An 18,954-nucleotide genomic window follows, 5' to 3' on the forward strand; every position below is an offset into this window, starting at 1 on the left:
TACTTTTAATTCTGGTAATATGGAATCAATCGTAAACGAGCCTACGATCATAAAAAGCTTCCCTTTTTATATCTCGTGTAGCTCGGTCTATTACGCAAGTGAAGTGAGGTTAGACATTTGTTTAACACAGATACCGTTTATATCATTGGTGATGCCCAGGCGTCCAACAATAATCCTATCACGCAACAATTCAATTCATTCTTCATCGGCTTGGTGATCGATACCACTAACCATAAGATCATCGATGCCGGATGTTCAGCCACAATTTTGATAACCTCTGATTTTGTAAAGAGTTTATTCCTCAATCACAACATGTTCGACAACGAGACCATTGAGAATGAAATACGGTTACGTTATTTTGGTTCATCCCAAAAAGCCTTAGTGGTTGCATTTAAAGATGCCCAAAAAAAATATAAGGGGGCTCTACAAACAAGAGGACAACTACAAAATTGAGCTTTGAGAAGCTGCTTTATTTATTCGTATGGTTACCATACACGTAAGTAAAATCCAGCAAATGAACTATGGAGAATCCTTAGGGTCATTTACTGGTTTTTTTCGTATAAAGAAAAAATTTGAAAGATACAACGAGAGGGGGCAAAAATATTGGGAGTTTATATTTTAAAACGTTTTTTATCGATGATCATTACACTTTGGGTCATTACTACGGTTACGTTTTTTCTCATGCATGCTGTTCCAGGTTCACCTTTTGACCGAGATGGGACGAAGATGAGTGAAGCGGTCTTGCATAATCTGAATGCTTTGTATCATCTGGACGAACCCATACATATTCAATATTTTTCATATTTAACTTCCTTAGTTCAGTTTGATTTGGGCCCATCCATTTTTTATTCGCCTCAAACGGTGAACACGATGATTGAGCGAGCATTCCCTGTATCTGCTCAGCTTGGATTCGTTGCCATTTTTATTTCTATAATTTGCGGTATCGGACTTGGGGTCGTAGCTGCCCTTCGCCACAATAAAGCGATTGATTATTTTGCGATGTTTTTTGCCGTATTGGGTTTAGCTGTTCCCAACTTTGTTATGGCAACAGTTTTGATCAAGTACGTAGCTGTTGAATGGCAGTTGTTGCCTCCAGCAACATGGGGAACATGGAAGCACATAATACTTCCAGCATTAGCACTCTCCTTTGGACCAACTGCTATTATTGCACGTCTTACCCGTTCCAATATGCTGGAGGTACTGACGCAGGATTATATTGAGACAGCGAGGGCAAAAGGGTTATCGCCATTTGTTATCGTGGTCAAACATGCTTTGCGCAATGCGTTGTTACCTGTCATCACCTTGATTGGAGCGTTGGTAGCTAACGTTCTAACAGGTAGTTTTGTTATCGAGAAGATTTTTGCCATACCAGGTATGGGGAAATATTTCGTTGATAGCATTAATAATCGTGACTATACCGTAATCATGGGAACAACCGTTTTTTACAGCATGCTCTTGATCTTTATGATGTTCGTGGTTGATGTCTTATATGGCATCGTCGACCCGCGGATCAAGCTGCACAAGAAGGAGGGATAAGGGTGGCGGTTGCAAATGATTTATTTGTCCCAATGAAAAAAGAGGGCGTACATACGGATGAAATCGTTCGTCCTAAACTTTCTTTTGGTCAGGAAGCATGGAGAAGATTGAAGAAAAACAAGTTAGCAATGGCCGGTTTGATCATTATTCTTTTGATGGCTCTAGGCTCTATGGTTGGGCCTTTTATGACCGATTATTCCTATTCTAAACAAGCGCTCATAAACTCCAATCAGGCACCTAGTGCCGAGCATTGGTTCGGTACGGATGATTTGGGGAGAGATATGTTCGCCCGGATTTGGGCAGGAGCGAAGATCTCATTATTTATCGGCTTGGTGGCAACGTTAATTGACGTAGTAATTGGCATCATTTATGGCGGTTTTGCCGGTTATCTGGGAGGACGCATCGATAATTTCATGATGAGGATTGTTGAGATTCTGTATGGAATTCCTTATCTATTAATGGTCATTCTACTGATGGTTGTAATGGGGCCAGGTCTTCTTACGATTATCGTTGCCTTAAGTGCTACAGGTTGGATTGGTATGGCGAGGACTGTTCGCGGACAGGTGTTATCGCTTAAAACCTCAGAATACGTTCTGGCAGCTCGTACAATGGGAGCAAAAGCGGGCTATATTATCTGGCGTCATCTTCTTCCTAACACGCTAGGTATTATCATCGTACATCTTACGTTCTCTGTTCCGTCAGCAATTTTTGCTGAAGCATTCCTCAGTTTTCTAGGTCTAGGTGTACAACCACCGTTGGCAAGTTGGGGTGTAATGGCAAATGATGGCTTGTCTACGATCCTTTCGGGGCATTGGTGGCGACTGTTTTATCCTGCCTTCTTTATTTCAATAACGATGCTTGCCTTTAATATGCTGGGCGATGGGTTGCGTGATGCACTCGATCCAAAGCAGAGGAGGTAGAGAAAAATGGACCCATTATTACAACTTCAAAATGTGCACGTTACGTTTCAAACGACTGGTGGCACGGTACAGGCAGTGCGTGGGGTTGATTTTACGCTGAATAAAGGGGAGACGCTGGCAATCGTAGGTGAATCCGGTTGTGGAAAAAGCGTAACTGCTCGCAGTATCATGCGACTAATTCCAGAACATTCAGGTAAAATCTCGCAAGGTAGCATCAAGCTAGAAGGAAAAGAACTACTAAACCTAACGGAAAAGCAGATGAGGGAGATACGTGGATCACGCATTGCCATGATATTTCAGGATGCGATGACTGCACTTAACCCTACCATCTCCATAGGGGAGCAGATAAAAGAAGGAATCATAAGACACCGTAAGATTTCTAGAAGTGAAGCCAAAAAACAGGCGATTGAGATGCTTACTCTCGTGGGAATCTCTAATCCGGAAAGACGATTAAAGCAGTATTTACATGAATTTAGTGGTGGAATGAGACAACGGATTATGATTGCCATTGCATTGGTATGTCAGCCTTCCGTTATTGTGGCAGATGAACCAACAACTGCTCTCGATGTAACGATTCAGGCTCAGATTATCCAGTTGTTTAAAGATATCCAGTGGAAGACAGGCGTATCTATCATCATCATCACCCATGATCTGGGTGTGGTTGCCAAGATTGCAGACAAAATTGCTGTCATGTACGCGGGAAAAGTAGTGGAATCTGGTCCTGTCCGAGATATTTTTTATCGACCACAACACCCCTATACCAAGGGTTTACTAGCATCTATGCCTCGACTGGATGGTGACCGTAGCATTCCGCTTACTCCAATACCAGGCACACCGCCAGATTTATTTGCTCCGCCGGCAGGCTGTGCTTTTGCAGCCCGTTGTCCATACGCATTGGAGGTTTGTCGAGAACATCAGCCTGAAGAAACGGTAGTTGATTCACAACATATCGTAGCTTGTTGGCTGCAAGATCCGCGTGCCAAGCAGGTTTATCCTGATCTTGCTGAAGCTACAGGAACATAATTGGTATCCGGCATTCATTCTGCATTTGTACAATAGCTGTGCAAATGGCAGATGGATCAATAGATAAATACTTGTAAGGGGGAGAAGTAATGAAAAAGGCAAGTACGATTGTTGGCAGTGCCGTATTATCCTTAGCGTTATTGCTTGCTGGCTGTTCATCTGGTGGGGCACCTACAGCAGAACCTGGAAAAGATACACCACCGCCTACAGTAGAAGCCAAAATGTTTAATGTTAACAACGGTGTGGAACCAACTTCTTTAGATCCACCTATTGGATTTGATCAGGTTTCGTATGACATCCTGAACAATATCATGGAAGGGATGACACGCTTAAGCAATGATCAGCAACCGGAAGCAGCGATGGCGGAAAAATGGGAAATCTCCGATGATAAACTGACTTATAAATTTACACTGCGGGATGCAAAATGGACGAATGGTGATCCGGTAAAAGCATCTGATTTCGAATATGCCTGGAAGCGTCTTATTGATCCAGCAACAGCTTCACCAGCAGGACAATTGGCTGTAGCGATTGAAGGAGCAGAAGATTTTCTCAATGGAAAAGGATCTAAAGACAAGGTAGCAATCAAGGCACTTGATGAGAAAACCCTGGAAGTAAAGCTACGTGCTCCGGCGCCATACTTCCTGCTCATGATTTCCAACCCTGCTTACTTCCCGGTTCATCAGGCAACAGTTGAGAAAGATGCAAACTGGGCAAAAGAGGCAACAACATTTGTAGGGAATGGTCCGTTCAAAATTTCTGAATGGAAACATGACAACCAATTGACGGTTGTGAAGAATGAAGATTATTGGGATGCTGCCAATATTAAACTAGCTGGTGCTACGTTCAAGATGGTAGATGATGCAAATACTATGTACCAATTGTATCAGACAGGGGAATTAGACTTGATTGGAATGCCTCCTGCTGACATGCTTGACCAGCTTTTTGCTGAGAACAAATTGAAAGTTTCTGATGGTGCAGGAACTTATTTCTATCGTTTCAATGTTACGAAAGAGCCATTTAACAATAAGAAAATTCGTCAGGCATTCGGGCTTGCAATCGATCGTCAAAAGATCGTAGACTTCGTTAACAAGCGCAAAGAAAAACCGGCTACCGGTTATGTAAATCCCGGTTTCAAAGATCCTAGCGGAAAAGATTTCCGTGAAGCTTCTGGTGAACTAGTGAAATTCGATGCTGCAAAAGCAAAAGAATTGCTGGCGGAAGGTATGAAAGAAGCAGGATATACGACACTTCCTGAAGTAACGCTCAGCTATAGCACAAGTACATCTCATCAAAAAATTGCACAAGCGCTTCAAGAAATGTTGAAAGAAAATCTGGGTGTAGAAGTGAAACTAGAGGTTATGGATAGCAAGGTGTTTGGTGCCAAACAAAAAGGGCTGGAGCTACAACTATCCCGTTCTTCCTTCTTGCCAGACTTCGGAGATCCCATTAACTATCTGGATGGATTCTTGTCAAACAACACATTTAACCGTACAGGTTGGAAAAATGCTGATTATGATAAGCTGATTCAGGATATCTACAAAGAAACAGACGAAACAAAACGTTATGATCTGATGTACCAAGCTGAAAAATTGTTGATGGATGAAGCTCCATTCACACCGCTTTATTTCTATAACAACATTTTTATGACCCAAGATAATATTGAGGGCTATTCGGTTCGCCCGCTTGGATATCTTGAATTGAAGGGTGTTAACAAGAAATAAACGATTCATCTAGTTGATGAGTAAAGTAGTACGAAAATGGATAAGGGGAGAGCTCGCAGGCAGTCGCGTGCCTCCCCCTTTTTTCAAAATCAATAAAGCATTTGGGGGAGCAGCCAGAAGGAGGAGTAGAGGTTGATGAGAAAGAAACTACTTGAAGTAAAGAGGCTGAAAAAGCATTTTCGCATTGGAGGTAAAACCTACCTGAAGGCGACAGATGATGTGTCCTTCGAAATATATCAGGGAGAAACACTAGGTCTAGTGGGCGAATCAGGCTGTGGAAAGTCCACTACAGGTCGCACCATCATTGGTTTGTATCAGCCATCAGAAGGAGAAGTAGTTTTTGATGGGACCAATGTGCATACTGCTAAAGGAAAACAAAAACAAGAGTTAACCAAGCGGATGCAAATGATTTTTCAGGACCCATATGCTTCTCTCAATCCGCGCATGACCGTTGGTGAAATCATTGCGGAGGGTTTGTACTTAAATAGCATGGGATCAGCTAAGGAACGGTATGAAAAGGTGATAGAACTGCTAGAAACCGTAGGGCTGAGGCGAGAACATGCCGAACGCTTTCCGCATGAATTCAGCGGTGGTCAACGGCAACGAATCGGAATTGCACGTGCACTTGCAGTTGAGCCAGAGTTTATTATTGCGGATGAACCAATCTCTGCCCTGGATGTCTCCGTACAGGCACAAGTCGTTAATCTGATGAAAAAACTCCAACGGGAAAAACAATTAACCTACTTATTTATCGCGCACGATTTAGCAATGGTCAAGCATATCAGTGATCGTATTGGTGTCATGTATTTGGGCAATCTGGTAGAGCTAACCTCCAGTGAACAGCTATACGCTAACCCAAAACACCCCTATACCCAAGCGCTTCTGTCTGCTATTCCTGTTCCAGATCCGGATGTGGAACATACCCGTGAGAGAATTATATTGGAAGGGGAAGTACCAAGCCCGATGAATCCACCTAGTGGCTGTGTTTTTCGTACACGCTGTCCAGCAGCTATGCAAAAATGTGCCGAAGAAGTTCCTATATGGCAAGAAATAGAGTCAAATCACTACACAGCCTGTCATTTATATAAGCAATAAGTTGCATTTCCTCTACGTCTAAGCCCTTTTGGCTTGGTAGGGGTTTTTCTTTTTTTATAATAATGGAATCGATTATGTCGACCGATCGGTCAACATAATTATCAGTTAGTTAAAAGGAGAATCTTTGATGGAGCAAATAAATACCAAAGACAAGCTGCTAAACGCAGCTTCTAAATTATTTAGTACGCAAGGCTATTATTCGACAAGTTTAAGTCAGATCACAAAGGAGAGTAACGCGCCACGTGGTTCTATTTATTATTACTTTCCAGAGGGGAAGGAGCAATTAGCGAGAGAGGCAATTAAAAAAACAGGTGAAAAAATAAAAAGTTATATGGAAGAATCGTTAGCATTAAAAGAAGATGCTGCTTTAGCTATTCATAATCATATTAAAACAGCAGCTATCAAAATGGAGAGCAAAATGCTGAATGGCAATACAGATAATACAGATATCTCATTAGCAGCAATGTCTAGTGAAGTGTGGTCTTCAAACGAGTTATTGCGACAAGCTTGTGAGGAAGTTTATGAAGAATGGGAACAAGTATACGCTGATAAATTAGTGAGTTCTGGATACGACCCAGAAGAGGCGAAACGATTAGGAGTAGCTATTCAAGCCTGGACTGAAGGGGCTTATGTCCTTTCTCTGTCTAAAAAAGACATTTCACCTATACTCGCAGTCAGTGAACAAATTTTAAAATTACTTACTAAAAACGATTAACAGAAAGATAAGGAGTAACTTTATGAGACAACTAGAAGAAAAGATAAGCAGCCAGAATAAGTTAATTCTTATGATTTTAATTTTAGGAAATTTTGTATCCTTAATTAGCGAAACGGTCATGAATGTGGCCTTGCCAAGTATTATTTCAGAATTTAGTGTAAGCACAAGTACAGCCCAATAGTTAACTTCCGGTTATATGCTTGTTATTGGAATATCCATTCCAGTTTCAGCTTTCTTAATACAAAGATTTACATTACGACAACTTTTTATCACAGGAATAAGTTTTTTTAGTATAGGCTCATTGATTGCATTTATTACTCCAGCTTTTTCATTACTCCTTATTGGACGAATCATCCAAGCGTTAGGAACAGGGATGATTATGCCTCTAATAATGAATGTGGTTTTATTAGTAGTACCTGTTAGTAAACGTGGAACAATGATGGGTCTTGTAACTGTTGTAATTATGCTCGCGCCAGCTTTAGGACCCGTAGTTTCCGGTTTTATTCTTCAATATTATTCATGGAGAACCATCTTCCTTATCCTTTTAGCATTAGGATTAATTGTTTTATTAATTGCATCCTTTAAACTGCGCAATATTACTGAAACGAAGAAAGTTAAAATTCATATTCCATCTATTATCCTTTCTACGATTGGTTTTGGTGGACTTGTCTATGGTTTTAGTACAGCTGGTAAAGAAGCAGGATGGGGAAATCCAATCGTATGGGTTTCACTTGCTATAGGGATCGTTGCTCTTATTCTATTTGTAAGACAACAGAATAAGATGGATTCACCGATGCTGAATATGAAGCCATTTACGTTACCTGTATTTTCTAAATCTACTTTATTAATGTTTTTCACTATGATGATCCTATTTGCTATGATGCTAATTTTGCCACTTTACTTTCAAATGGCATTAAATATGTCTCCTATGGAAACAGGATTATTGATGCTTCCTGGGAGCTTAATACTCGCTTTTATGGGTCTAGTAGCAGGAAAATTATTTGATAAAATAGGGTTTAAACCATTAGTTTTATCAGGGTTAGTTATTGTAACCATTGTTGTATGTTTATTCACAACAATTTCAACTGAAACAACAATTACAACAGCAATGATCTTATATGCAATTTTCACTATCGGAGCGGGACTTGCTCTAGGGCCAATCATGACCCTTGCATTAAATCAACTTCCCAAACCACTATATGCTCATGGGTCTGCTATTTTTAATACATTTAATCAAATAGCAGGTGCAATTGGTCCAGCTCTATATACAAGTATTATGACAATGGCATCACAACGTTTTATTCAGGCATCTAACGAATGAAGCGCTATTACAAACAGAAGCCTTAACGCAAGGTGTCCAGACTGCATTCTATGTAGCATTAGCATTTGCTATAATTTCTTTTGTACTGGCGTTAACTTTAAAGAAAAAGGATCAATATGTTGAAGGAGAATAAGTTACATTATGACTTATCATTAGACTCACTTCGACTACTACAAACAAATTACTAGCAAAAAGCCGATTATCTCTTGGTTGGACCGCTACTGGGTAAAGAGTGCGGAAAGTGCAAAAGGAGGAGAATGCTACGGAGTATCTCATAGGTTGCACTTTTTAATCCGCACTCTTTTCCCAGAAGCTAGGTAGGACCTTAAATAGTTCTGGACAAAAAATGTGCTTCTTCTGCAAAGAGCTTCAGTGGAAAAATAAAATCAAAAACACAAACAAAACCAAAAACATGAAAAACCAGATTCTCTTTTCACATAGAGCGACTTGGCGAAGCCTGACCCAGCGGAGCGCTATTCATCGGGAGAAAGAAGCGAGAAGAAAGCAAGTCTTACAGTGAATACGTCGTTTTGAGCTTCCCCGGTGAATAGTGCGGAGCGGACAGTTTAACCTCTTGGGGGCGAAGACTTTTAGCGAAATGTGAAAAAAGAAGCTGGTTTTCTCCACTATGGTAGGAAGAAGATCTTTTTTTCACTAAAAGTAGCGAAAAAATTCACTTCCACAAAGTAGAGGGATGAAAGCCATATATTTGTACGATTTCGAACAAGGGGCTATTGGCAATATCTCTAGGAGTAACGATATTACCTCCTGTTGAATCAATATCATATCCATAAGCCATAAATGGATACCAGACTAGCTGGGAACAGTGTGTCGATTGTAGTCGATCGATAGGTGGGAACTTTTTGATAAGCCCAGTAAAAAGATTGTAAGGGAGATTCATGAGATTCTCTTTTGCGTAAGTAGCAATTTGTCGTGCAGCCTGAACGGAAGTATCTTTTAACTTTAGCATCATAAAACTATCGTATTGGGTCCAATTGTTTATATGGTTCATTCCGGAGTTTTCTCCCATCGAAAAGGCTTCTAGTATTAGTCCTTTTTCCTTATCGACAACAATTGCGGCATGTCCGTGACGATAGGTTAAGGTATATGTAGATTTCGTTAGCAAAATGTAGCCTTCTTCAATAGGAGCTAGAGTAAACCCAAAAACCGTATTTTCGTCTTTGTCTACAAATACATCCTGTTTCGTGATCGGGTTTAATTTTTTACTTATACTTTTTGGGGGATGGAAGAAATTCTTCTGATATTGATACATGGCTTGATCTGCATTTTCTTGCTTACGTATCGTATCAATTGCACTTTTACCTAAGCCAGTCTGATAAAACAATGTTGTGTAGTCATCCTCTTGTAATATCTCTTTTTGTAATAGTGGGCTTATATCTATTTTTTCATAGTGTAGATCGCTACTTTTATTGTTTTGTATGATAAATATTGAAAGAATGAGGCAACAAATAAGTAATAAGGCTATTCGCAAACCTTTTATTTTTTTTGTCTTGCTGTTTCGTATGATCAATTCACAAACATCCTTTGTGCGTCTGTCCATATTTTTTAGTATATCCAGATAAAATCCTTGGACGCAAAAAACGAAAAAGTAATGCTATTTTGATTGCAACCCATACGTCGAGGTATAGAATGATGGAAACTATCATATATTGTGAAAGAGAACGCTAGAAACCAGGTAAAACTCTCAAACCGAGGAAATATACTGCTTGCATTTAGCAAAAAAAACGGAGAATCAACTCGATTGAACTACCGACAAACCTCCCTATAATGCTACATGATAAGTCGAAACATTTTACTAGTAAAAAACGACAAATCTTCCTATACTAAGGGAAGAATTACATGTGGAGGTTGTTATGGAAGAAGTAATATTGCATTCGAAGATTGAGCATTTAAGAGCGGATATGGAGAGAACTTATAAGGAAAAAGGGAATTTTGTAGATTCCCGGGTTGTAGCATTAAGTCAAAAATTGGATACTTACATTCTGCAATCACAGCTCCTGTTAAAACAGAAAAAAACAGGTGTGTGCCTGTAAACGTAAAGAATATAAGAGGAACAACCTGAAATAAGAGGTTGTTCTTCTTTTTCAGTATCTAATAAAAGGAGAGCACGCTATGAAAAAATTCGATCTCTCAATGCTGACTATTTCGATTTTGTTGCTAGCGATTGTGATATTGGGAGTTGTAGAGAAAGAAGAAGCAGAGAAAGAAGAAGCTAATGAGAAGGCAATTGCTACTGTAAATGGACAAGCTATCACTACCTCACAATTACTTGGGGAGATCCAATCACCCATTCAGCAAAAAGTCATGTTGTCTTTGATCGAACAAATTGCTATTGAACAGGAAGCAGAAAAAAGGGGAATTCGCATTGATGCAGCTGTAGTGAGTGAACAATTGGAAATCCGTAAAAATAGTATGGGTGGTCAGCATTTTTTTGATCAGTATTTGAAAAGACAAAAGACTACTGAGGAAGAGATTAAAAAAAGAATATATTTTGAATTACTTGCTAATGAGACTTTTTTACAAGCAATTCCTATCAAGGAAGAGGAATATCAAGCTTATTTCAACAAGCACAGGGATGAGTTCCCCTCTGGCAAGTCCTATGATGAAGTAAAAGAAAGTGTTAAAACAAAAGCAACGATTCAGCACAGAGAACAGTATTATAAGGACTGGCTACAAACCTTGATAAATAATGCGGACATACATTTCACTAATCAATTAGAATACAAAGAGACAGTATCACGAGGTACGTAATAATCCAAAAACAAAAGACCCTATCTTTTGAGAAAGCGAGGGCCTTTGTCATTTTTAGTTTCTTAATCTTTTTGCCTATCAAACTACGGAAGCCGGCAAAATAATCTCTACAATGGTTCCTTTTCCAGGGGCACTAGATAGCGTAAGGGAACCACTATGTTCACGGATAATCTTGGTACTAATCATTAATCCAAGACCGGTACCTGTTTCCTTGGTAGTATAAAACGGTTTGCCCACTTGTTCCAGTAATTTTGCATCCATTCCATTTCCCTCATCTGTAAAGCGCAGCAAGATCGTATTGTTTTCTAGCTGTTTTCCTTCTATATAAATTGTGCCTCCATTAGGCATTGCTTCTACACTGTTTTTCATAATATTGATAAAGACCTGTTTTAACTGGCGCTCTTCACAAAGAATCGGGAACATGTGTTGATCCCAATTGCTAGAAATGGATACATTGGCTAATAGAGCCTGGGATTCTAATAAGGTAATAACATCTTGAAGTAAGCTAACGATATCTCTTCGATTTAATTGATATGATTGTGGCTTGGCTAGCATTAACAGTTCATTAACAATAAAATGTATTCGATCAAGTTCATTTAGCATGATGCTTGCATATTTTTGACTGACATCCGACTGCGATTGTAATAACTGGGTAAAGCCACGAAGAGCTGTAAGCGGGTTCCGAATCTCATGAGCTATTCCGGCTGCTAATTCTCCCAGAACAGACAATGTTTCAGATCTGCGCAGGAGCTCTTCTGCTAGACGCTGGTCATTTATATTTTGACCAATAACAATATACCCAAGCAGTACTCCATCCTTCCCATGCATAGGTACGCAGGTGAGTCGAATATAAAGATATCGTCCATCTGCGTGTAAGGCACGAAACTCCACAGCTTCCGATGCAGTCACCTCACCGTATGCAGAGAAAAACCATTTTTCCATACGAGGAATATCTTCAGGATGTATGAACCCAAGAATATTCTTTTTATAAAAAGTGTCAACGGGGTACCCTAAAGCATCTTCATGAGATGGAGAGACAAACACGATTTTTCCACGGGCATCTAAAAAAACAATAAGATCAGATGAATGTTTGGCGAGAATATCATATTTCACCTGTGCTTCCCACAGTTCATCTTCCAATTGTTGCTCTGTTATCTGTTCGCGAGCTATACCGTATAAACCAATTACTTTGTTATGAGATAACAACGGACATAGCATGATATGTAATAACAAGGGGGTTCCATCTTGATGAAAGACAGTAAGAGAAGCAGAACAAGGTTCTTTTTTCTTGATTTGTTCATAGAAGAGTGCTACATCACAGCGTTGGTCAGATCCAATCAGATCGAAAATGTTTTTTTGTAAGAGTTCTACTTTGGTGTAACCTAGCAGTGTGGTACAGACGTGATTTGTTGTACGAAAATATCCGTTCAAATCTAGGCAAAAAAAGGCGTCTGGTGTGTTAGCTAGTAGAGGAGCATGTTCACGGCGGAATTGTTCAAAGACTCGTCTCCATCGCTTCTTTTTTCCTGTGGGAGAGAGTGTAAGTAGAAAGTAGGTTTTCTCCTTACGCGTGTATGGCGTAATGACTGCCTTTACATAGAGATAGTGATGATCTTTTGTCCATGTGTAGAGATACTGTTCCCCTCGACTTTTCTCTTTCATAAGTGAATGGGAGTCGAGGCATTCTTGTAAAGAGAAGGATGGGAATAATCGATAAAGCGGTTTTCCAAGTAAATCCTCAGCAGACATGGATAGCAAATTTTCGCAAGAACTATTTACATAACCAATTGTCCCATTTTCATCAATCTGGATGATTTCAGTAGGCAGATGATTTAATATTTCATGGTCCGATACCGAGCGAAAAACGGAAAGTGATTTTATTTTTTTCATTAACACCACCCCTGCCTTTTTAGCTAGCTTTAGAATGTTATTAATACAAATCACAAAATGGAAAAGTTTATCTTAATGGTAAAACATTGCTAAGTGGAAAACAATCCTCTTTTTCATGAAATATAGTGTATGAGAATAGGTTAACGTTTGTAACGATAACAAAAGCAGCCTGCTTCCCGTGAAAATTCAGGATACAGGCTTTTATTCAATTATAAGGGAAGATCCATTAGCGACAGGAAGTTGAATCGTAATTGTAGTACCTTTTCCTACCTGGCTCTCGATGATCATATTGCCATGATGTTCTTTTATTATTTTGTAGGTGATCATGAGACCAAGTCCTGTTCCTTTATTCTTTGTTGTTACAAAAGGTTGGCCTAATTGAGGGATTAGCTCTTCTGATATTCCACACCCCTGGTCAATCACTTGAATCACGACATGCTCCTTAAGCAGCTTCACCTCGATACAAATAGTTCCGCCATCTTCCATTGCTTCCAATGCGTTTTTTAATAAATTGATAAAAACTTGTTTAAGCTGGTTTTCTTCACAATTTATGTAGATATCATGCTCTGGAAAAGAGAGCGTAACCTGTAAGTTTTTAATGATTGCCTGTGTTTGGAGCAACATGACGACACTGTCTAACAGGTGTTCCAGGTTTCTGGGTTGAAGACTAAGTGCTTGTGGTTTGGACAGAACTAATAATTCACTTACGATTAGGTTGATTCGATCCAATTCAGTTAGCATGATTTGAAAATAAGGCTGGTAATCATTAATGGAAGAACGAAGTAATTGGACAAAACCACGTAAGGCAGCAAGGGGGTTACGAATTTCATGAGCGACCCCAGCAGCTAGTTGACCGATAGCTGATAATTTTTCTGAATTAAGTAATAATTGTTCTGTTTCTTTTCTTTCCGTTATATCCCTGGCGATTGTGGCTAGTCCCACGATATTTCCTATTGCATCATGAATATGTGAAATACTGATGCTGACATAGATTTTACTACCATCTTTTCTTTCCTGGATCGTTTCATATGAGGTAATCAGATCCTTAATTTGTCTGTCGTGATTAACATGAATCATCTGTTGAAAAGCATTCGAGAAAAATTCATACAGGGGTCGTCCAATTACTTCTTCCTCTGACCATCCATATATCGATTTAAATGCTTTATTTATTCGGAGAATTGTTCCCTTCAAGTCAATAACATATATGGCATCATTTGTGTTAGTAAACAAGGATTCTAAGAGGTCTTTGGTAGCACGTAATTCTTCTTCTGCTTTCTTTCGCTCTGTAATATCTACGCAAGAACCGACAACTTCCACGACCTCATTATGCTTGGTGATTGGTCGTAGTGATGCGACGTAGCAAACCCCCATGGCATTTGCTTCGTACGTGACGTTTTCTCCTTGCCATGCTTTTTCGTAATACTGGCGTTTGTTCGACATGTAGGGGAGTAAATCGTGACTTCGTCTTCCTATCATGTATTCTGGAGTTAACCCAAGTCGATACAGTAATTCACCGCTTGCCATTGTGTAGATAAATTCATCTTTGATCTTCTTAAACTTGAAGGTCATTCCTTCTTGTTCTTGCAAGGTGATCTTGAGATCTTGTTGTGCCAATAAGAGTGCATGTTCTGTCTGCTTTTGTTCAGTATTGTCATCACCGAGAAAGTAAGCGCCCATAATCTGATTGTCGAAGATTTTTGGGAATACAGCTAAATAAAGCTGAATTTTCCGACTATCTTTAGGGCAAAAAGACGTTTCTAATCGATAATGGCCTCCGTGTAAGATTCTTCGAAATCGCAGTTTTTCAGCTTCTGCCTCATCTTTTTCTTCAAGGTGAAGGAGTGAGGTATAAGGGCGGCCTATTAATTCTTCTTTCGTATATCCGAGTACAAGCTCGGCAGATGGATTTACATTGTTGATACGACCATGCAAGTCAGTTGAAAACACAACAAATGGATTTTGTTCAAATAAGGATTGATAAGCATCATTTGCTTTCCCCTGCTTATTCTCAATATATAAATATAGAAGCTGGGGATTACAACCCAAAAGAGAAATGGTTTGAATCTGCACAGGAAAGCTTTTACCATCTCGATGTAACCCAATCCATTCCACATTCTTGATTTGAGCATGACCATATTCAATTGGTGTCGCAGAACTGTGGAATAAAGCTTCAAAGGATGAGCCATGGATGGCTGGGAATAGCAGCGGGATATCCTTACCTATAATCTCATCTTCCGAATAGCCAAACATGTTACAAGCTGCTTGGTTAGAGCTGACTATATGGCCAGAGACAGTGGCGCTTAGAATTCCCAGCGGTGCTTGATTTACAAGCGATTGAAATACAGAAGAATCATTAGAAAAAGAAAAATTTCTCATAGGATGAATGACCTGCCTCGCTTTAGGTATTCATGTCATCTGTAATTTCTGGATGGTGCATTATAAAAAATTTTTATGTAGATACATAAAAAAAAGTTATAAGTTAGATATTTCGAGAGGAAGTGAAAATTCTCCTTTATTATCAGCAAGAAAGGGGACTTTTTTTATAACAGCGTTTAGGTTCAATGGTCCGTAAATATGAGGGTAGAGCTGTCCATTTTTTGCAGGTTCATATTTTAGTTCTGCCTCTAGTTTGTCTGGGTCAATAACAAGGAGTAATAACTCTTTATGCCCTTTGTACAGACGATTAGCTACTGCTGTTACTTGTTCAATAGTAGAACAATGAATAAACCCTTCTTCTACCAAGGAAGGATGGAGAAGTACGCCTGCTTTTTCTGCTTCATTCCACATATCATTTGTGGAGATTTTTACAATGGTAGTCATCTGATTTATCCCCTTGTTGTTGTAATTAGAAAAAAGCTTCTATATTGGGAAGCTACTCTATTGCTGAGGTGATCGAAAAGTATTCTCATTTAATAAAATGATAGGTGTATTCATATTACCATACTTACTTATAAAAAGTGACTATTATTAATTGCATGTAAAATGGAATTATCCAGTTGGTTAGAAAAGGAGAAGAGATCATATATATAGAAATAATAGAGATCAAGAAAGCGTTTTCGAAAAGGCGGTATGGTCAGCATGAACAACTCCGGTCCGAGATTGAAATATATTTCGCAGGAGGAATGTACCATGATGAACACTCAGTTAACGCTAAGACCAATGATGGAGCGAGCAGAAAGATTATTTAGTAAGAAACAAGTAATCTCACGGACTGCAACAGGCATCTATCGCTTCACCTATCAGGAAATCGGTAATCGGACACGTCGATTGGCCAGTGCACTGGATAAGCTTGGAGTCAAGCGAGGAGATAGGGTAGGAACACTTGCCTGGAACGATCATCGTCATTTGGAAGCTTACTTTGCTATACCAAGCATAGGTGCTGTACTTCATACGATTAATATCCGTCTATCACCTGAGCATCTTCTCTATATCATTAACCATGCGGAGGATCAGGTTCTGCTGTTTGATGAAGAATTTTTACCTTTTGTCGAAAAATTGAAAGCTCATCTTCCCACCGTTCGTGCTTTTGTCATGATGACAGACCATGAAGAATTACCCCCAACCTCTGTAGAGAACCTCCACTCTTATGAAAAACTACTTCAAGAAGCAGACCCAAATTTCCAGTATCCTGATGACATTTTAGAAACAGATCCGGCAGGTATGTGCTATACGTCTGCAACTACAGGAAATCCAAAAGGCGTTGTGTACACGCATAGAGGCATTGTTCTTCATTCAATGGCAGCAGGACTTGCAGATACATTGGGCCTGTCTGAAAAAGATACAGCATTACCTGTTGTACCCATGTTTCATGTAAATGCCTGGGGATTTCCTTTTGCTGCGACATGGTTTGGATGCACACAGGTATTACCGGGGCCTCGATTTACTCCGCAGATTTTGGCTGAACTAATTGAAACTGAAAAAGTTACGATAACAGCAGGAGTTCCTACGATTTGGTTAGGACTGCTTCAAGAACTGAATAAAGGTCGATATAACACCTCCAGCCTGCGAGCTGTCGTTAGTGGAGGTTCTCCATCCCCTCGCAGTTTGATTGCTGCTTATCGTCAAAAACATAACATTCCGTTTTATGTTGCTTACGGTATGACGGAAACAAGCCCACTTGTCACTTGCTCGAAATTGAAAGGTCATATGGAAGAGACGCTTTCTGATGAAGAGCAATTACATTACTTAGAAAAGCAGGGCTGGGTCGTACCAGGTTTGGAAATTAAAATTCTTGGGCCGAATGGTGAAGTAAAAGCAGATGGAGAAGAAATGGGCGAACTGCTAATTCGAGGTCCTTGGATTGCTGATAGTTACTATAAGGATGAACGAACGGAAGAAGCATTTAAGGATGGATGGTTATATACAGGAGACGTAGTTACGATTGATGAAGAAGGGTATGTCAAACTAGTGGACCGAACGAAAGATCTAATCAAGAGTGGTGGGGAGTGGATCTCTTCTGTTGATCTGGAAAACGCCTTGATGGGTCACGAAGCTATTTTAGAAGCTTCTTGTGTAGCTGTTCCACATCCTGAATGGGGTGAGAGACCTGTAGCTTGCGTGGTTGTTAAAGAGGGGTATGATGGCATAGTTACGAAAGAAGAGTTACTAGCTTTTCTTGAACCGCAATTTGCAAAATGGTGGTTACCCGATGATGTCTTGTTTATGGAGGAAATTCCGAAGACATCAGTGGGTAAGTTCTTAAAACGGGCATTACGAGATCAAGTGACCGAATATTATGCAAAAAAACCTCAAGGTACAAAGGAGTAATTAGAATGTTCACGTACAAAAGAATGCACCAGATACCACTAGAAGAGGTCGTACAAATCTGGAACGAGTGTTTTAGTGGATATATAGTGAATATAAAAATGGATGTAGAGATTTTTGTTAAGAGGCTTGCAAGAGAAGATATGTCGCTTCCACATTCAATAGTTGCTTATGCGAATGATGAGCCGATTGGTTTTGTTGCTACAGGGATTCGTACTATCCAAGGTAAGACAAATGTCTGGAATGCAGGAACAGCAATCAAGCCTGAGTGGAGAGGCAAAGGGGTAGGAAAAGAATTAATTAAAGAAATGGTTGCAATCTATAAGAAATTGGAAGCGGATCATGCTACACTTGAGGCAATAGTGGGAAATGATGCTGCGATTCGTCTTTATGAAAAAATGGGATATAAGCATTTCGGAAGGATGGTAATCTACGAGCATAAAGAGTGGCAAGATCTATCTGAAGAAGCTAGCTTGACCGATTTTATCTGTAGACGAGGTCTTGCAAAAGAGGTGCTTCACCTAAATGGATATCAAGAATGCTCTCCATGGCAGTTGCAATCTGTGGGGTTAACTGATGGTGAATCAATTATTCTTGAATCCCCTGAAGGAAAATGGATCGGATACGCTTTGTTCCGTAGAAGATTCGATGGAACAGGAAAAACAGTCGGGATAACGTTACTACAATGTCGGACCAATTCCGAGTGTGACAAAGAGACTGCACTACTAGCAGGGAAGGAACTGTTTCAACAAGTTTTCATGTGGAGTGAAAAGGATATAGAGAGAGGCATTCTCTCCTTTGTTGAGGAAGAAGCGATTGCAAATGAGTTGGCAAGGCAATCAGGGTTTCGGATACGGCTAGAACAAGTATGTATGGAGTATCCTATAACCAAATAAATGGATTGGGGAGATGAGGGATTTTTCTGCATCTCCCCAAATGAGTTAAATGGAAAATTTTTCAGGTTGCATCTAGTTTGCGTGGCGTGGTAAGATGCTTAAGTCGCCTCAAAACGGGCGGTGAAAGTTAAAAATGTTAAAGAGTTTCTAACTAACTTTTTCAAAAAAAGATGTTGACTCTGAAAACGAAATCTGCTAGAATTAATTCTTGTCGGCAGCGAACGAAGCTGACTGAGAGTGAAAGAAATTCAAGATTTGTACTTTGAAAACTGAACAGTGAAATGTTTGAATGAATCAATAG

General features: G+C 39.7%; 17 protein-coding genes. 13 read left to right on the top strand and 4 right to left on the bottom strand.

All coding sequences use genetic code 11. The annotated features are described in order from the left end of the window. The first annotated feature begins 117 nt into the window (after positions 1-117). The 9 genes from LM917_RS07585 (at position 118) to LM917_RS07625 (ending at position 8,331) form a co-directional block, all read left to right on the top strand. Positions 118-453 carry a DUF3870 domain-containing protein gene (locus LM917_RS07585; protein ID WP_232696897.1) on the top strand — a complete coding sequence of 112 codons (336 nt, stop codon included), beginning with the start codon at positions 118-120 and terminating at the stop codon, positions 451-453. A gap of 150 nt (positions 454-603) precedes the next feature. Next, positions 604-1,536, top strand: coding sequence for an ABC transporter permease (locus LM917_RS07590; protein WP_232696898.1), 933 nt, complete (start codon positions 604-606; stop codon positions 1,534-1,536). A gap of 32 nt (positions 1,537-1,568) precedes the next feature. Then, positions 1,569-2,456 (top strand): ABC transporter permease, encoded by an 888-nt coding sequence (locus LM917_RS07595; protein ID WP_232696914.1) that lies wholly within the window; start codon positions 1,569-1,571, stop codon positions 2,454-2,456. A gap of 6 nt (positions 2,457-2,462) precedes the next feature. Continuing rightward, entirely contained in the window at positions 2,463-3,479 is a 1,017-nt protein-coding gene (locus tag LM917_RS07600; protein WP_232696899.1) for an ABC transporter ATP-binding protein, read from the top strand. An 89-nt stretch (positions 3,480-3,568) separates the two neighbouring features. Continuing rightward, positions 3,569-5,200, top strand: a complete 1,632-nt coding sequence (locus LM917_RS07605) for a peptide ABC transporter substrate-binding protein (RefSeq protein ID WP_232696900.1) — start codon at positions 3,569-3,571, stop codon at positions 5,198-5,200. 132 nt (positions 5,201-5,332) lie between these two features. Further along, on the top strand, positions 5,333-6,295 hold the full coding sequence (locus LM917_RS07610) for an ABC transporter ATP-binding protein (RefSeq protein WP_304502585.1): 963 nt from the start codon (positions 5,333-5,335) through the stop codon (positions 6,293-6,295). Between the two features lie 127 nt (positions 6,296-6,422). Beyond that, positions 6,423-7,010, top strand: a complete 588-nt coding sequence (locus LM917_RS07615; protein WP_232696902.1) for a TetR/AcrR family transcriptional regulator — start codon at positions 6,423-6,425, stop codon at positions 7,008-7,010. 22 nt (positions 7,011-7,032) lie between these two features. After that, complete coding sequence (locus LM917_RS07620; RefSeq protein WP_232696903.1) at positions 7,033-7,191, top strand: hypothetical protein; 159 nt, start codon at positions 7,033-7,035, stop codon at positions 7,189-7,191. A gap of 15 nt (positions 7,192-7,206) precedes the next feature. After that, positions 7,207-8,331 (top strand): DHA2 family efflux MFS transporter permease subunit, encoded by a 1,125-nt coding sequence (locus LM917_RS07625; RefSeq protein ID WP_232696904.1) that lies wholly within the window; start codon positions 7,207-7,209, stop codon positions 8,329-8,331. 673 nt (positions 8,332-9,004) lie between these two features. Here the strand turns inward: LM917_RS07625 and LM917_RS07630 are convergent. Further along, positions 9,005-9,862, bottom strand: a complete 858-nt coding sequence (locus LM917_RS07630; RefSeq protein ID WP_232696905.1) for a hypothetical protein — start codon at positions 9,860-9,862, stop codon at positions 9,005-9,007. 343 nt (positions 9,863-10,205) lie between these two features. On the opposite strand from LM917_RS07630, the gene LM917_RS07635 reads away from it, so the two are divergent. Both LM917_RS07635 and LM917_RS07640 read left to right on the top strand, forming a co-directional pair. After that, the gene (locus LM917_RS07635; RefSeq protein WP_232696906.1) at positions 10,206-10,385 is read left to right on the top strand and encodes an aspartyl-phosphate phosphatase Spo0E family protein; all 180 of its coding nucleotides are present in this window, start codon (positions 10,206-10,208) and stop codon (positions 10,383-10,385) included. A gap of 79 nt (positions 10,386-10,464) precedes the next feature. Continuing rightward, positions 10,465-11,103 (top strand): SurA N-terminal domain-containing protein, encoded by a 639-nt coding sequence (locus tag LM917_RS07640; protein ID WP_232696907.1) that lies wholly within the window; start codon positions 10,465-10,467, stop codon positions 11,101-11,103. Between the two features lie 78 nt (positions 11,104-11,181). On the opposite strand, the gene LM917_RS07645 is transcribed toward LM917_RS07640, so the two are convergent. The 3 genes from LM917_RS07645 to LM917_RS07655 all read right to left on the bottom strand — a co-directional run bounded on the left by LM917_RS07645 (position 11,182) and on the right by LM917_RS07655 (position 15,813). Beyond that, positions 11,182-12,993 (bottom strand): PAS domain-containing protein, encoded by a 1,812-nt coding sequence (locus LM917_RS07645; RefSeq protein WP_232696908.1) that lies wholly within the window; start codon positions 12,991-12,993, stop codon positions 11,182-11,184. Positions 12,994-13,194: 201 nt separating this feature from the next. After that, a complete protein-coding gene (locus LM917_RS07650; protein ID WP_232696909.1) occupies positions 13,195-15,369 on the bottom strand; it encodes a PAS domain S-box protein in 2,175 nt (724 codons plus the stop codon). Between the two features lie 96 nt (positions 15,370-15,465). Next, the gene (locus LM917_RS07655; protein WP_232696910.1) at positions 15,466-15,813 is read right to left on the bottom strand and encodes a DUF952 domain-containing protein; all 348 of its coding nucleotides are present in this window, start codon (positions 15,811-15,813) and stop codon (positions 15,466-15,468) included. A gap of 309 nt (positions 15,814-16,122) precedes the next feature. On the opposite strand from LM917_RS07655, the gene LM917_RS07660 reads away from it, so the two are divergent. Then, complete coding sequence (locus tag LM917_RS07660; RefSeq protein ID WP_232696911.1) at positions 16,123-17,760, top strand: long-chain fatty acid--CoA ligase; 1,638 nt, start codon at positions 16,123-16,125, stop codon at positions 17,758-17,760. A gap of 5 nt (positions 17,761-17,765) precedes the next feature. After that, entirely contained in the window at positions 17,766-18,653 is an 888-nt protein-coding gene (locus LM917_RS07665) for a GNAT family N-acetyltransferase (RefSeq protein WP_232696912.1), read from the top strand. Positions 18,654-18,954 lie beyond the last annotated feature (301 nt).

The organism is Brevibacillus daliensis (assembly GCF_021245735.1).
GTDB lineage: Bacteria > Bacillota > Bacilli > Brevibacillales > Brevibacillaceae > Brevibacillus_B > Brevibacillus_B daliensis.